The organism is Pseudomonas sp. NIBRBAC000502773 (assembly GCF_006517195.1).
In the GTDB taxonomy this organism is placed as follows: domain Bacteria; phylum Pseudomonadota; class Gammaproteobacteria; order Pseudomonadales; family Pseudomonadaceae; genus Aquipseudomonas; species Aquipseudomonas marginalis.
On sequence record NZ_CP041189.1, the window covers coordinates 3,969,587 to 3,984,816 of the forward strand.

Here is a 15,230-nt window from a genome sequence, read left to right on the forward strand (position 1 = left end):
TCGGGGGCAAGCCCCCTCCCACATGTGACCGCATTGCACATCAAGATTGTTGTTTGTTAGGTCTCACCGGAGTCTGGCAATGGCACTACGCGAAACATGTTTGTGGGAACACCTAACCCCCGGCCGACCGGAGCGTGCGGCGCTGGCGGGCGAGGTCAAGGTCGATGTGTGCGTGATCGGCGCCGGGATCACTGGTTTGTCCGCCGCCATTCATTTGCTGGAACAGGGTAAAAGCGTCGCCGTGCTGGAGGCTCATCGCACCGGCCACGGCGGTTCGGGGCGTAACGTCGGGCTGGTGAATGCCGGCCTGTGGATCCCTCCGGACGAAATCGAAGCCGGGTTCGGCGAAACGGTGGGCAGCCAGCTCAACCGCATGCTCGGCGCGGCACCGTCGCTGGTGTTCAGCCTGATCGACAAATACAACATCGATTGCCAATTGCGCCGCAAGGGCACTTTGCACATGGCACATAACGCCCGTGGCGAGGCGGATTTGCGCAGTCGTGAAGAACAATGGAAGCGTCGTGGCGCGCCGGTGGAATTGCTCACCGGACAGGCCTGTGAACATGCCACCGGCACCAAGAAAATCGCCGCCGCCTTGCTGGATCGGCGTGCCGGTACCTTGAACCCGATGGCCTACACCAGCGGTTTGGCGAATGCCGCCGTGGGACTTGGCGGGCAGTTGTTCGACCATTCGCCGGTCACCCGGTTAGAGCGCCAAGGTACGAGCTGGTCCGTTCAGACCGCCAGCGGTTCGGTGCAGGCTGCACAAGTGGTCATCGCTTCCAACGCCTACACCGAAGGTGAGTGGACCGAGCTGCGGCGCAATTTTTTCCCCGGCTATTACTACCAGGTCGCCTCCGCGCCGCTGACCGACGCCGCCGCCGAGCAGATTCTGCCCGGCGGCCAAGGCTCATGGGACACGCGCCAGGTACTGAGCAGCATCCGCCGCGATGCCGATGGCCGCCTGTTGCTTGGCAGCCTGGGCAACGGTAACCAGAAACCGGCGTGGTTCCTCAAGGCGTGGGCTGATCGGGTGCAGCAACATTACTTCCCGTACCTCAAATCGGTGCAATGGGAGTTCACCTGGACCGGCTGCATCGCGTTCACCCCCGATCACCTGATGCGCCTGTTCGAGCCCGCCCCCGGCCTGGTGGCGGTAACCGGCTATAACGGGCGTGGCGTGACCACCGGCAGCGTGGTCGGCAAGGCGTTCGCCGACTATCTATGTCACCAGAATCCCCAAGCCTTGCCGATTCCGTTTGCACCCATGCAACCGCTGGCCGGGGTTGGGCTGCGCAGTTGCCTGTATGAAGCCGGATTTTCGCTGTATCACGCCGGGCAATGCCTGAGGATCGTGATCTGATCAGCGAAATACCGCTCAGAAGCCTGCATTTTCTTAGCCGGCTACTAATCTGTATTGGTGCAGGTCGTAGCAGTTGCGCACTGTAAATGTGCAGTTCCGTTACGCAGGCTGTTACAGCTGTAGGAACTGTCGTTTATTGCTTTGGTTGCAGGTGCGACCCGTCAGGGTTGTACTTTTTCGGCCTGCGGGTTGCACCTATTGATGCTAGAGGGTTGCACGTCCTGGCGAGCGGAGCCGAAACGCCTGCAATAACAATGACACCGTGTCTTTTTGAAGAATAAAAACGTAATGGCACGAGGCTTGCTCTGGGCTTTCAGTGAAAAGTTTGAACGCAAGTTGTCGTGCCAAAAATCAAAAATATCGGAGCACCACTCATGTCCCAGACGTTTTACAAGAAAGGTTTTCTGGCCCTCGCCGTTGCAGCGGCGCTGGGTGTTTCTACGTTTGTTCAAGCTGATGTGAAGATTGGCGTAGCGGGGCCGATGACTGGCGCCAATGCCGCTTTCGGTGAGCAGTACATGAAGGGTGCCCAGGCGGCAGCCGAGGTGATCAACAAGGCCGGTGGCATCAACGGCGAGAAAATCGTGCTGGTCGCCGGCGACGACGCCTGCGAACCCAAGCAAGCCGTAGCCGTGGCCAACCGCCTGGCAGACCAGGACAAAGTCATCGGCGTGGTCGGGCACTTCTGCTCGTCCAACACCATCCCGGCGTCCGAGGTGTATGACGAGGCGGGCATCATCGCGATCACCCCAGGCTCCACCAACCCACAAGTGACCGAACGCGGCCTGAGCGCCATGTTCCGTATGTGCGGGCGTGACGACCAGCAAGGCATCGTCGCCGGCGACTACATCGTCGACGTGCTCAAGGGCAAGAAAGTCGCGGTTATCAACGACAAGGACACCTACGGCAAAGGGTTGGCAGACGCCACCGCGGCGCAGCTGACCAAGCGCGGCGTCAAGCCGGTGCTGGAAGAAGGCCTGACCCGTGGCGAGAAAGATTTCAGCGCCTTGGTCACCAAGATCCGCTCCACCGGGGCTGACGTCGTGTACTTCGGCGGCCTGCACCCGGAAGCCGGTCCACTGGTTCGCCAGATTCGTGAAGCCGGGCTGAAAGACGTCAAGTTCATGTCCGATGACGGCGTGGTGACCGACGAACTGGTGACCACCGCGGGTGGTGCGCAGTACGTCGATGGCGTGTACATGACCTTCGGCGCTGATCCGCGCCTGCTGCCAGACAGCAAGACCGTGGTGGAAGAGTTCCGCAAAAACGGCACAGAGCCAGAAGGCTACACCCTGTACGCCTACGCCTCGATCCAGGCCCTGGCCGCTGGCTTCAATGGCGCCAAGTCCAACAAGGGCGAAGACGCCGCCAAGTGGCTCAAGGCGCACCCGGTGAAAACCGTGATGGGTGAAAAAGCCTGGGACGCGAAGGGCGACCTGAAAGTCTCCGACTACGTGGTTTACCAGTGGGATAAAGACGGCAAATACCACCAGTTGGAAAAGCAGAAGTAATCCATGTGGGAGGGGGCTTGCCCCCGATAGCGGTGGGTCAGTCAACAGTTGTTCAGCTGACCCACCGCATCGGGAGCAAGCCCCCTCCCACATTGGGGCAGCGTTGTTATTGAGATCTGTCTTTTCCTCCAGAAGCGCCGCACACCGACTGGTGTGCAGGTGCTCACCGCGTGAGATTGCGTTATGGATGGTATTTTCCTGCAGCAACTGGTCAACGGCCTGACCCTCGGGTCGGTCTATGGCCTGATCGCCATCGGCTACACAATGGTCTATGGCATCATTGGCATGATCAACTTCGCCCACGGCGAGGTTTATATGATTTCCGCTTACCTCGCGGCGATCAGTCTGGCACTGCTGGCTTACTTCGGCATCGAATCCTTCCCGCTGCTCATTCTCGGCACCCTGATCTTCACCGTGGTCGTCACCGGCGTGTACGGTTGGGTCATCGAACGGGTCGCCTACAAACCGTTGCGCAACTCCACCCGCCTGGCTCCGCTGATCAGCGCCATCGGCATCTCCCTGATCCTGCAGAACTACGCGCAGATCGCCCAGGGCGCGAAACAACAAGGCATTCCAACCCTGCTGGCCGGCGCCTGGCGCGTCGATATCGGCAGTGGGTTCGTCCAACTCACGTACACCAAGGTCTTCATCCTCGTGGCGGCGTTTGCCGGCATGGCGTTGCTCACCTACATCATCAAGTACACCAAGCTCGGCCGCATGTGCCGCGCCACCCAGCAAGACCGCAAGATGGCCTCGATCCTGGGGATCAACACCGACCGCGTGATCTCCTACGTGTTTGTCATCGGTGCCGCCATGGCGGCCCTGGCCGGCGTGCTCATCACCCTCAACTACGGCACGTTCGACTTCTACGCCGGCTTCATCATCGGCATCAAGGCGTTTACCGCAGCGGTACTCGGCGGCATCGGTTCCCTGCCTGGGGCGATGCTGGGCGGGATCATCCTGGGTATTTCCGAGTCGTTGTTCTCGGGGTTGATCAACTCCGACTACAAAGACGTGTTCAGTTTCTCCCTGCTGGTGGTGATTCTGATTTTCCGTCCCCAGGGCCTGCTTGGTCGCCCACTCGTGGCTAAGGTGTAAACATGTCTGCTGCCAAACCCATCGATATCAAGAAAAGTGTGGTCGATACGGTCCTTGCCGGGCTGATTTCGTTGATCGTGTTCGGTCCGATCGTCGGCGTGGTCCTCGACGGCTACAGCTTCAACCTGGAACCGGCCCGTGTGGCTACCCTGGTCGCCATCGTGATGGCCGGGCGCTTTGCCCTCAGCCTGTTCCTGCAAACCCCCAAGGGCCTGAAGATTCTGCAGGGCTTCGAGAGCAGCGGCTCCGGCGTGCATGTACTGCCACCGGACTACAAGTCGCGGCTGCGCTGGATCATCCCGGCGCTGATCGTGATCGCCATCGTGTTCCCGATCTTCGCCAACAAGTACCTGCTGACCGTGGTGATCCTCGGGCTGATCTACGTGTTGCTGGGCCTGGGCCTGAACATCGTGGTCGGCCTGGCCGGGCTGCTCGACCTGGGTTACGTGGCGTTCTACGCCATCGGCGCCTACGGCCTGGCGCTGGGTTATCAATACCTCGGCCTGGGCTTCTGGAGCGTGTTGCCGCTGGCAGCCATCGCAGCGGCTTTAGCGGGGTGCATACTCGGCTTCCCGGTGCTGCGAATGCACGGTGACTACCTGGCCATCGTGACCCTGGGTTTCGGTGAAATCATTCGCCTGGTGCTCAACAACTGGCTGTCGTTCACCGGCGGCCCCAACGGTATGCCGGTGCCTTCGCCGACCTTCCTGGGCCTGGAGTTCGGGCGCAAGGCCAAGGAGGGCGGGGTTCCGTTCCACGAGTTCTTCGGCATCGATTACAACCCCAACATCAAGTTCATGTTCATCTACATCGTGCTGTTCCTGGTGGTGCTGGCCGTGCTGTACATCAAGCACCGCCTGACCCGCATGCCGGTCGGCCGCGCCTGGGAAGCCTTGCGCGAAGATGAGATCGCCTGCCGCTCCATGGGCCTGAACCACGTGCTGGTCAAGCTCTCGGCCTTCACCATCGGCGCGTCCACGGCCGGTTTGGCCGGGGTGTTCTTTGCCAGTTACCAGGGCTTCGTCAACCCGTCGTCGTTCACCTTCTTCGAGTCGGCGCTGATCCTGGCCATCGTGGTACTGGGCGGTATGGGCTCGACGGTCGGCGTGGTGATCGCGGCGTTCGTGTTGACCGTTGCGCCTGAACTGCTGCGCAGCTTCAGCGAATACCGCGTGCTGCTGTTTGGCGTGCTGATGGTGGTGATGATGATCTGGCGACCGCGCGGCCTGATCCGGATCAGCCGCACCGGTGTGACACCACGCAAGGGGGTAGCGCCATGAGCAAGGAAATCGTCCTCTCCGTGGAACACCTGATGATGCACTTCGGTGGCATCAAGGCCTTGAGCGATGTGAGCCTCAAGGTCGAACGCAACTCGATCTTCGCCCTGATCGGCCCCAACGGTGCCGGCAAGACCACCGTGTTCAACTGCCTCACCGGCTTCTACAAAGCCAGCGGCGGCAAGATCGAACTGAACATCCGTGGCAAGCAGACCAATGTGATCCAGCTGCTCGGCGAGCGCTTCAAGGCCGTCGACTTCGTATCGCCGAAAAGCTTCTTGAGCCGGGTGTACTACAAGATGTTCGGCGGCACCCACCTGGTTAACCGCGCCGGCCTGGCGCGGACCTTCCAGAACATTCGCCTGTTCAAGGAAATGTCGGTGCTGGAAAACCTGCTGGTGGCCCAGCACATGTGGGTCAACCGCAACATGCTGGCGGGCATCCTCAACACCAAGGGCTACCGCAAGGCCGAAAGCGATGCCCTCGACCACGCGTTCTACTGGCTCGAAGTCGTGGACCTGGTGGACTGCGCCAACCGCCTGGCCGGTGAGCTTTCCTACGGCCAGCAGCGCCGCCTGGAAATCGCCCGCGCCATGTGCACCCGGCCGCAGATCATCTGCCTGGACGAACCGGCAGCGGGCCTCAACCCCCAGGAAACCGAAGCCCTCAGCGCGATGATTCGCCTGTTGCGCGACGAACACGACCTGACGGTGGTGCTGATCGAACACGACATGGGCATGGTGATGAGTATTTCCGACCACATTGTGGTGCTGGACCACGGCAACGTGATTGCCGAAGGCGGGCCGGAAGCGATCCGCAACGACCCGAAAGTGATTGCCGCCTACCTGGGCGCTGACGAAGAGGAGCTGGTATGAGTGCACCTATCCTCGAAATGAAGGACCTGGACGTGTTCTACGGCCCGATCCAGGCCCTGAAAAAAGTCTCGCTGCACATCAACGAAGGCGAAACCGTGAGCCTGATCGGCTCCAACGGCGCGGGTAAATCCACGCTGCTGATGTCGATCTTCGGCCAGCCACGGGCCGAGTCGGGGCAGATCCTCTACAACGGCGTCGACATTACCCACAAGTCGTCCCACTACATCGCCTCCAACGGCATTGCGCAGTCGCCGGAAGGGCGGCGGGTGTTCCCCGACATGACCGTCGAGGAAAACCTGCTGATGGGCACCATCCCCATTGGCGACAAGTTCGCCCAGGACGATATGCAACGCATGTTCGAGCTGTTCCCACGGCTCAAGGAACGACGTAACCAGCGCGCCATGACCATGTCCGGTGGTGAGCAGCAAATGCTCGCCATCGCCCGCGCGCTGATGAGCCGACCCAAGCTGTTGCTGCTGGACGAACCGAGCCTGGGCCTGGCGCCGATTGTGGTGAAGCAGATCTTTTCCACCCTGCGCGAGCTGGCCTCCACCGGGATGACCATCTTCCTGGTGGAGCAGAACGCCAACCATGCACTGCGTTTGTCGGACCGGGCATATGTGATGGTCAACGGTGAGATTCGCCTTACCGGCACCGGCAAGGAATTGCTGGTGAACGAGGAAGTGCGCAACGCTTATCTCGGTGGCCACTGATCTAAATAACGACGCAGTACCCCTGTGGGAGGGGGCTTGCCCCGATGGCGTTGTATCAGTCAGCACACCTGAAACTGACACACCGCCATCGGGGGCAAGCCCCCTCTCACATTTGTTTTGTGTCGCCCGCAAGACCGATCCCAAATTGTGGAAAACAAATCCAGCCCCCCTCCAAAGCGCGACATATAGCCGCCGCAAATCCCTGTTTTGTCACACTTTTGACTTGTCCCCATCCACTGTGGAACCGGCTGTGGGTAACGTGGGAGTAGCTGGCTGAACCCCTTTAAAACCGTGGCCTTCAGCGACGTGGTTGTTTTTTGATCAGCGGCTTTTTCGCGGCCGATCGAGGGGTTTGTCAACCTGTTTAAAGACACAGGTATATGACTGAAATATGTCCCGCCGGCCTGTGGATAAGTCTGTGACTAAACTCTGGAAAGACGGCCGCAGAGGCCGGAATGACTGGCCTCGAGCCATCGTTCGTTTTCCACCGATGCCCATGGGTCTACATACGCTTTCGCCCAGGTCAAGCAAAAAACTTTCTAAAATCGCCTGGAAGCCTTGTACACAGCGGCCTGAAGCGTTTTGCACTTGCCCCCAGAGACTGTGGGCGCAGCTGTGGATAACCTGCGCGCATATGGCTGCAAGCCACGGCTCATAAGGCTTTGCTCTGAATGATTAAAAAATGACCAGCCGTGCATGAAGTTCTGTGCATGGCGGTTGCCGCAACCGCGGCGTAAGGGCATTCTGCTGGCTGATTTTTTTCCCGATGCCCGCAAGGAGAACACCATGTCCAACACGCTGTTTATTACTGGCGCCACCTCAGGTTTCGGCGAAGCCTGCGCCCGTCGGTTTGCCGAGGCCGGCTGGAAACTGGTGCTTACCGGTCGTCGTGCCGAGCGTTTGAATGCGCTGGTCGAGGAGCTTTCCAAGCAGACCGAAGTGCACGGCCTGGTGGTGGACGTACGGGATCGCACAGGCATGGAAGAGGCGATCGCCAACCTGCCGCCATCGTTCGCCACCCTGCGCGGGCTGATCAACAACGCCGGCCTGGCCGTGGGCACCGACCCGGCGCCCAAGTGCAACCTCGACGATTGGGAAACCATGGTCGACACCAACATCAAAGGCCTGTTGACCACCACCAGCCTGCTGTTGCCGCGTTTGATCGCCCACGGCCGTGGCGCCGGGATCATCAACCTGGGCTCCATCGCCGGCAGCTACCCGTACCCGGGCAGCCATGTGTATGGCGGTTCCAAGGCGTTCGTGAAGCAGTTCTCCCTGAACCTGCGCTGTGACCTGCAGGGCACCGGCGTGCGTGTGACCAACATCGAGCCGGGCCTGTGCGAAAGCGAGTTCTCCCTGGTGCGCTTCGGCGGTGACCAGGCGCGCTACGACGCCACCTACGCCGGTGCCGAGCCGATCCAGCCGCAGGACATTGCCGACACCATCTTCTGGGTGCTGAACACGCCGGCGCACATCAACATCAACCGCCTGGAACTGATGCCGGTGAGCCAGACCTGGGCTGGGTTTGCGATTGAGCGGGGGGCCAAGTAAGGCTCTAGACCGCGTTGCTGCCATCGGGGGCTTGGCGAATCGTCGCACCGCCCCGATGGCGTCAAATCGGCCAAAACAGGCCATAAGGTACACTCCACCCCTGAAACCCCACCGCACCCTGCGGTTTAAAGGTTTTGACGGGAGGAAATGTGAGTAACCGAGGTGAGCAGTCACTGCTCAAACAATCGACGATCCTGATGTTCGCGGTAGCGATCGCCGGGATTGTCACGGGTGTGATATCTGGCGCCCAATCCATTCTGTTCGACGGCTTTTTCTCGCTGATCGCCACCGCCATCAAGGTGTTGATGCTGATCACGGCCAAGCTGATCGCCAAGAAAAGCAACGAGCGTTTCCAGTTCGGCTATTGGCACCTGGAGCCCATGGTGCTGCTGATCGAAGGCAGCTTCCTGCTGCTGATCGCCATCTATGCGTTCCTGAACGGTGTGTTCGGCATTATCAATGGCGGGCGCGAGATCGAGTTGGGCCTGGTGATCATCTACGCGGCGGTGTTTACCGTGGTCGAGTTCGCCTACTTCTTCTATGTGCGCTATCGCAACCGCAGGCTGAAATCCTCGCTGATCCAGTTCGACAACATCAGTTGGCTGGTGGACGCGATGCTCTCGGTGGGCCTGCTGGTGAGCTTTCTCGCCGCGCTGTTGCTCAAGTCCCAGGGCTATGGCGAGTGGGCGGTGTATGTCGATCCATTGATCCTGATCCTGTTGGCCCTGAGCATGCTGGCACCGGCGTTCAAGATCCTGCGCCCGGCGTTGCGCGAGGTGCTGGGGATCGCGCCGGATCACCTGGATGACAAAGTGCGCGAGGTGATGGACGCGGCGCAGGCCAGGCATGGGTTCGATGACTACGTGTCCTACGTGCAAAAGCACGGTCGGGCGCGGTTTATCGAAATCCATGTGGTGCTGCCGGCGGATTACCCGGTGGATAACGTCGCGACCCTGGATGGGCTGCGTGAAGAGATATCCACAGGGCTGGGCGCACCGGATGCGGCGCGCTGGCTGACGATCAGCTTTACCGGGGATCGCAAGTGGATTGCGTGATGGGTCGTTAGACCGAGGCCCTGCAGGTCATCCAAGATGCTGGATCAGCCCCTGGTAGCAGGTTGCCAAATGATACGGTGTGGTCGATGGCATATCCCGTCGGCTCACCGCGCCGTTGGCATCCAGGCATTCATGCCAGCCTTTCTCATGCAGGAAATGCTGTTGCAGCGCCAGCAGTTGGCGCTGCAGCACCGCCTCACTGCCAGGGCGCAAGGTCAGCGCCCGCAGGTACTCGGCCTGGGCCCAGATACGCTGGGTGCCGTCGCGTACGCTGCCATCAAGTGCCAACATGCCGCTGACCGCTCCGGTCGCGCTGTCCACACCCTTGTGCTCTGCGTAGGCAAACGCCCGCGTCAGTGACGCATGCAGCGGCGTGCCGCGCAGCACGGGCGACGATTCGAGCAAAAAGAACCACTCGAACTGGTGCCCCGGCTCAAACCAGTTATCCACAGCGCCCAGCGGTTTTTCCATCATCACGCCGTGCCGGCGGTCGATGAAACGCTGCTGCATGGCCGTCGCCAAGGCCAGCAGGGCCGCTTGCACAGGGGCATCCTCGCGCACCGCGAGGGTGGCGAGGAAACCTTCGGCCAGGTGCATCAACGGGTTTTGCAGCGGGCCGGACTGGAGGGACGACCAGTTGCGTTCCAGCACCGCCTCGTACAGGCCGTCCTCGGTGGCGAAGCGCTGGGCGACGACTTCGAGGGCAGCGTTAAGCACCGATTCCACCAGCGGTTCACGCACCTTGGCCCAATAATGGGCGCAGGCAAAGATGATGAAGGCGTGGGTGTAGAGGTCTTTGCGCTTGTCCAGCGGCTGGCCGGCGGGGTCGATGCTGTAGAACCAGCCGCCGTGTTCCCCATCGTGGAAGTGCCGTTGCAGGGAGCGGAACAGCACCGCCGCGCGCTCTTCAGCGAAGGCCGCCCCTGGCGCGCCGATCAGGCTGGCGAACAGGTACAACTGTCGCGCGCAGGCCATGGCGCGGTAGCGTTGCGGCGGCAGTGGGTGGTGATCGGCGTCCAGCGCCTCATAGGGCAACGCCAATTCGGCATTCCAGCCCGGGCCCTGCCAGAGCGGCACGATCAGGGTGTGGAAGTGCGTGAGCACGGCATTCAACGAAGGCTGGGGGGCGGAGCTTGGAGCGATGGGCATCGGCTGGCGTCGTCACGGCAGGGGTGTAGGCGCGCATGGTAGCAGGCTTGGGAACTGTGGTGTCTGCGCCACCGCTATCGGGGTGTAGAACCGTAGACATCGTTTACATCTGAAACCGGGGACATCGTTTACACATTTGAGGCCTGGACGCGGGTCATACCTCGTCCAAGCCTCCCCAAGGGATAATCACACAGGTACAAATCCCAAGCATCATCTTCAGCTTCTTTGAGCCCTATCCTTTCCCCGGACAGCGCCTCGCTGATAAATACCAACTTGCCGTTCCACTTGATCGATCCGTCCTGCCTGACGCTTCGAACTTTCATTTCTGCCGGATATTCCACATCGGGCAAGCACCCTGGATAAATTCGGGTGGACGGCACATACAAGTCTCCCGGACTTTTCATGCCGAGCGCTTCGTGAGGGCGTACGTAATTAAACTCATGCCTGAAATGCTCCAGCAAAAGCTGCTGCTCGACTAAGTTTTTCCCTAAGGGCAATTCAAGTTTCAAGCTACGGTGCATTCGTTCATGGCGACCATTCTGGGCGGGTCTTCCCGGCATGGTTCGCTCGGGATAAATACCCAGCCGAATCCACCAAACTGCCAGTGTGGATATTCTTGCCAGGCCAGGAGAGGCGAACGGTACCCCGTTGTCTGAACGGATAACTTCCGGCATGCCGTACTCCTGAAAAAGCCTCTCAAAGGCCTGTTTTACAGGCTGGGTCATGATCTTGGGATGGGCCCTACACGCTAAAATCAGCCGCGACGCATGGTCTGTGACGGTCAAAGGGAAGCACATCTGAGCATTAAGCATCTTGAACTGCCCTTTGTAGTCAGCACACCACGTCTTGTTAGGTTCGTCGGCCTTTCGCATTTGTGCGTGGGAAATGCTGTGTCGGCGTTTGAAGCGCCGCTTTTTGACGAGCCCAAGTCGGTCAAGCCATTGACCGGCCGTACTTGGAGAGGGCCAGATGACGGAGGGATCTTCCAGCCGTAATAGCTCGAGAAGCTTTTTCGGCCCCCATTTATCGTGAGCCTCCTTCATCGCTACTACACGGGCCAAAATCTCGTCGTCGGTTTTATTTGGGCTGTTGTGAGGTCGCCGGGACAGTTCGGATAAAGACCTCAAATCGCCGTCGTGCCGGGCAATCCACTTATCGACGGTAGGTCGGCTAACGTCAAAGCGGCGTGCCAACTGGCTTTTAGTGAAGTTGCCAGAAAGCCAATCAGCTACCAGCTTGATTCTTTGATTCATGGGGGACTCTTGGTTCCAGGGCATGATCAGTTACCTCCTGATCATGCGTATTAACCTGTAAACCATGTCCCCGGTTAGAAATGTAAACGATGTCCCCGGTTTGTACCGGGGCAAGCCCCCTCCCACTTTTGACTGCGTTCCACAGGTGGAACTCGGTCGAATGTGAGGGAACTTGCCCCGATAAGGGCCTTATAAGCGCTGCAAATCTTAGCCTGCCAGCAACCACACCCCAGTCGCCGCCGAAGCCGCTCCGGCAATCCGCACCAGCGGCGCCGCTGCGGCCGGCAACCAGCGCACCAGCGCATACCCGGCTGCGTGCAGTGCAGCGGTCGCGCCGACAAAACCGGCGGCATACGCCCAAGGGCTCGACATCTCCGGCAACTCCAAGCCATGGGCCACACCATGGAACAACGCAAACAACGCCGTTGCACCCATGGCCATGAACAACGGCGGACGCACCGCCAGTGCCACGGCCAGGCCCAGGGCCAGGACCGAGGCGGCAATCCCGCTTTCCAGCGCGGGCAATTGCAGTCCTTCAAAACCCAGCATCCCGCCGATCAGCATGGTGCCGACAAAGGTGCACGGCAGGGCCCAGCGCGCGGCGCCTTTTTGTTGTGCGGCCCACAGACCGACCGCAACCATGGCCAGCAAGTGGTCGAGGCCGCCCAACGGGTGGCTGATACCGGCCACCAGGCCGTTGTCGCCGTGGCCAGGGTGAGCGAAAGCCAGGGCGGGTGTGAGCAGCAGGGCCGCTGCGGCGAGAAGTTTATTGAGGCTCATGAGCAGGTTCCTTATGGGTTGATCAGGCGGCGGTCAGCAGGCCTTGGCGTTCGATAAAGGCGACGATTTCATCCAGGCCGACTCCGGTTTTCTGGTTGCTGAACACAAAGGGCTTGCCGTTGCGCATGCGCTGGGTGTCGCTGTTCATCAGCTCCAGCGAGGCGCCCACCAGCGGCGCCAGGTCGATCTTGTTGATCACCAGCAGGTCGGATTTGCAGATACCCGGCCCGCCCTTGCGCGGCAGCTTGTCGCCGGCGGACACATCGATCACGTAGATGGTCAGGTCCGACAGCTCCGGGCTGAAGGTGGCCGAGAGGTTGTCGCCGCCGGACTCCACCAGGATCAGGTCCAGGCCGGGAAAGCGGCGGTTGAGTTGGTCCACCGCTTCCAGATTGATCGAGGCGTCCTCGCGAATCGCCGTGTGCGGGCAGCCGCCGGTTTCCACGCCGATGATGCGCTCCGGCGCCAGGGCCTGGTTGCGCACCAGGAAGTCGGCGTCTTCGCGGGTGTAGATGTCGTTGGTGACCACCGCCAGGTTGTAGCGATCGCGCAGCGCGAGGCACAGGGCCAGGGTCAGGGCGGTCTTGCCGGAGCCGACCGGGCCGCCGATACCGACACGCAGGGGTTGTGTATTCATGTCTGAATCTCCAAAAAAGCCTTAGGAACGGAACAGGCGGCTGTACTGGCGCTCGTGGGCCATGCTCGCCAGGGACAGGCCGAAGGCGGCGCTGCCGAAATGCTGGGGGTCGATGCGGGCGGCGTCGTGCTGGGCCTGTTGCAGCAGGGGCAGCAGCTCGCTGGTCAGGCGTTGCGCGGCTTGCTGGCCCAGGGGCAGGGTTTTCATCAGCACGGCCAATTGGTTTTCCAGCCAGCTCCAGAGCCAGGCGGCGAGGGCGTCGTCGGCGCTGATCGCCCAGGCGCGCGCGGCCAGTGCCCAGCCGAGGGCCAAGTGCGGTTCGCGGCGTTGCTCCAGGAAGCTGCGGGCGTCGCTGTCCAGTTCCGGCAGGCCATTGAGCAACTGCTGCAGGGAGTAACCCATCTGCCGACTTTCCTGATACAGCTCCCGGGTTTCGCGGCTGGCTTGATGCGCTTCGCACAGCTGCGCCAACACCGGCCAGTCCTGCTCTGCGGCGGCGCGGCAATGGGCGAGCAACAGCGGGGCTTCGAAGCGCGCGAGGTTGAGCAGCAATTGGTCGCTGATCCAGCGGCGAGCGCTGGCGGCATCGTTGACGTGGCCGTTCTCCACGGCCATTTCCAAACCTTGGGAATAGCTGTAGCCGCCAATCGGCAACTGCGGACTGGCCAGACGCAACAGCGCCCAGGCTGGGCTCATAGACGTACGCCGAACTGATGCAGCTTGGGCGGGTAGTTGAAATCTTCATCGCCATGCCGGGAGTGGTGGTGGCCGCCGCCATAGGCGCCGTGTTCCGGTTGGAACGGCGCCTCGATGGTTTCGGTGTGGGCGCCCAGTTGCTCAAGCATGGCCTTGAGCACGTAGTCGTCGAGCAGGCGCAACCAGCCATCCCCCACTTGCAAGGCCACATGGCGGTTGCCGAGGTGGTAGGCGGCGCGGGTCAGTTCAAAGGCGTTGCTGCAGGTGACGTGCAACAGGTGTTCAGGGCGGGCGCACACGCGTACGACACGTCCGTCTTCGGCTTGTAGGAATTCGCCATCGTGCAACGGCGGCTGGCCGCGCTCCAGAAACAGGCCGACGTCTTCGCCGTCGGCACTGAAACAGCGCAGGCGGCTCTTGCTGCGTGCTTCGAAATTTAGCAGCAGCTCAGCGGCCCAGAGGGCTTGGGGGGCGATTCGGCGGTGGATCACCAGCATCAGGAAGCTTCCAGCTATGAGCGATGGAAGTGCTAGAGCAAGGGGCTTGCCAATCCGGTCAGGCGTAGGAATTACCTGTCGGCAGACAGGGCTGTGCTACTGAACGGGGCGTGGGAAGGGTTTATGAGTGGTCGAAAATGGTGCGATTAACTTATGCGTGCACTGCTCTCGAGCGTTTTCGGATTTGTCCTACGCTCGATCAGGAATTGGCGTTCAAAACGTTACGTGCCGTGTCTTTAGGCTATGCGCCGTGTTTAATCCACTGCGACGTTTATCATGTTCAAGTCATTTTTTTGCTTGGCTATTGTCAGTCTGTCTTTGGCCATTTCATCGGCCTCGGCCAATCTGCAGCCGCGTTCGACCTTTACAGTTTCGGTTAAGGAGGCCTCTATCAATGATGTGATCGACCGCGCTCACGAGCTGCTGGGCACCCCCTATAAATGGGGTGGTTCTTCAGCAGAGCAGGGGTTCGATTGCAGCAGCTTCCTGGTTTACCTGTTCAAGACCCAAGCCAATATCCAGATACCGCGCACCACGGTGGCGATGCACCGCTCAACGGCCCCGACGATCCAGCGCACGGCTTTAAAGCCAGGGGATGCGGTGTTTTTCAAAGGCAATGGGCGCGGCCAGGTCAGCCATGTCGGCCTGTATATCGGCGGGGGTAAATTCATTCATTCACCGCGCACCGGCAAAAGCATCCGCATCGATTCACTGAGCAACAGCTACTGGAACAAGCACTACACCACCGCCAAGCGTTTTCACACCGCGGGTTGAC

Annotated in this window: 15 protein-coding genes; 9 read left to right on the forward strand and 6 right to left on the reverse strand. The window is 60.6% G+C overall.

The window, feature by feature from the left end:
- The first annotated feature begins 79 nt into the window (after positions 1-79).
- The 8 genes from NIBR502773_RS18200 (at position 80) to NIBR502773_RS18240 (ending at position 9,443) form a co-directional block, all read left to right on the forward strand.
- Entirely contained in the window at positions 80-1,363 is a 1,284-nt protein-coding gene (locus tag NIBR502773_RS18200) for an FAD-binding oxidoreductase (RefSeq protein ID WP_141156610.1), read from the forward strand.
- 374 nt (positions 1,364-1,737) lie between these two features.
- On the forward strand, positions 1,738-2,874 hold the full coding sequence (locus NIBR502773_RS18205; protein WP_141156611.1) for a branched-chain amino acid ABC transporter substrate-binding protein: 1,137 nt from the start codon (positions 1,738-1,740) through the stop codon (positions 2,872-2,874).
- 183 nt (positions 2,875-3,057) lie between these two features.
- Positions 3,058-3,972 carry a branched-chain amino acid ABC transporter permease gene (locus NIBR502773_RS18210; RefSeq protein WP_003236186.1) on the forward strand — a complete coding sequence of 305 codons (915 nt, stop codon included), beginning with the start codon at positions 3,058-3,060 and terminating at the stop codon, positions 3,970-3,972.
- Between the two features lie 2 nt (positions 3,973-3,974).
- Positions 3,975-5,252 carry a high-affinity branched-chain amino acid ABC transporter permease LivM gene (gene livM / locus NIBR502773_RS18215; RefSeq protein WP_027607702.1) on the forward strand — a complete coding sequence of 426 codons (1,278 nt, stop codon included), beginning with the start codon at positions 3,975-3,977 and terminating at the stop codon, positions 5,250-5,252.
- Complete coding sequence (locus NIBR502773_RS18220; protein ID WP_115486386.1) at positions 5,249-6,124, forward strand: ABC transporter ATP-binding protein; 876 nt, start codon at positions 5,249-5,251, stop codon at positions 6,122-6,124. Before livM ends, NIBR502773_RS18220 begins: the two co-directional genes overlap by 4 nt.
- A complete protein-coding gene (locus NIBR502773_RS18225; protein ID WP_027607704.1) occupies positions 6,121-6,837 on the forward strand; it encodes an ABC transporter ATP-binding protein in 717 nt (238 codons plus the stop codon). Before NIBR502773_RS18220 ends, NIBR502773_RS18225 begins: the two co-directional genes overlap by 4 nt.
- 786 nt (positions 6,838-7,623) lie before the next feature.
- The gene (locus NIBR502773_RS18235) at positions 7,624-8,388 is read left to right on the forward strand and encodes an SDR family oxidoreductase (RefSeq protein WP_141156613.1); all 765 of its coding nucleotides are present in this window, start codon (positions 7,624-7,626) and stop codon (positions 8,386-8,388) included.
- A gap of 149 nt (positions 8,389-8,537) precedes the next feature.
- On the forward strand, positions 8,538-9,443 hold the full coding sequence (locus NIBR502773_RS18240) for a cation diffusion facilitator family transporter (RefSeq protein ID WP_092358954.1): 906 nt from the start codon (positions 8,538-8,540) through the stop codon (positions 9,441-9,443).
- Between the two features lie 27 nt (positions 9,444-9,470).
- Here NIBR502773_RS18240 and NIBR502773_RS18245 read toward each other — a convergent pair whose 3' ends face one another.
- The 6 genes from NIBR502773_RS18245 to ureE form a co-directional block, all read right to left on the reverse strand.
- Entirely contained in the window at positions 9,471-10,592 is a 1,122-nt protein-coding gene (locus NIBR502773_RS18245; protein ID WP_141156614.1) for an AGE family epimerase/isomerase, read from the reverse strand.
- Between the two features lie 128 nt (positions 10,593-10,720).
- Positions 10,721-11,869 carry an integrase core domain-containing protein gene (locus tag NIBR502773_RS18250; RefSeq protein WP_141156615.1) on the reverse strand — a complete coding sequence of 383 codons (1,149 nt, stop codon included), beginning with the start codon at positions 11,867-11,869 and terminating at the stop codon, positions 10,721-10,723.
- A gap of 183 nt (positions 11,870-12,052) precedes the next feature.
- Positions 12,053-12,625 carry a HupE/UreJ family protein gene (locus NIBR502773_RS18255; protein WP_141156616.1) on the reverse strand — a complete coding sequence of 191 codons (573 nt, stop codon included), beginning with the start codon at positions 12,623-12,625 and terminating at the stop codon, positions 12,053-12,055.
- Between the two features lie 22 nt (positions 12,626-12,647).
- Positions 12,648-13,262 carry an urease accessory protein UreG gene (gene ureG, locus NIBR502773_RS18260; protein WP_017849719.1) on the reverse strand — a complete coding sequence of 205 codons (615 nt, stop codon included), beginning with the start codon at positions 13,260-13,262 and terminating at the stop codon, positions 12,648-12,650.
- A gap of 21 nt (positions 13,263-13,283) precedes the next feature.
- Complete coding sequence (locus NIBR502773_RS18265; RefSeq protein ID WP_141156617.1) at positions 13,284-13,958, reverse strand: urease accessory protein UreF; 675 nt, start codon at positions 13,956-13,958, stop codon at positions 13,284-13,286.
- Positions 13,955-14,455 (reverse strand): urease accessory protein UreE, encoded by a 501-nt coding sequence (gene ureE / locus NIBR502773_RS18270; protein WP_065947138.1) that lies wholly within the window; start codon positions 14,453-14,455, stop codon positions 13,955-13,957. Before ureE ends, NIBR502773_RS18265 begins: the two co-directional genes overlap by 4 nt.
- 276 nt (positions 14,456-14,731) lie before the next feature.
- On the opposite strand from ureE, the gene NIBR502773_RS18275 reads away from it, so the two are divergent.
- Positions 14,732-15,229 carry a C40 family peptidase gene (locus NIBR502773_RS18275; protein WP_065940897.1) on the forward strand — a complete coding sequence of 166 codons (498 nt, stop codon included), beginning with the start codon at positions 14,732-14,734 and terminating at the stop codon, positions 15,227-15,229.
- Position 15,230 lies beyond the last annotated feature (1 nt).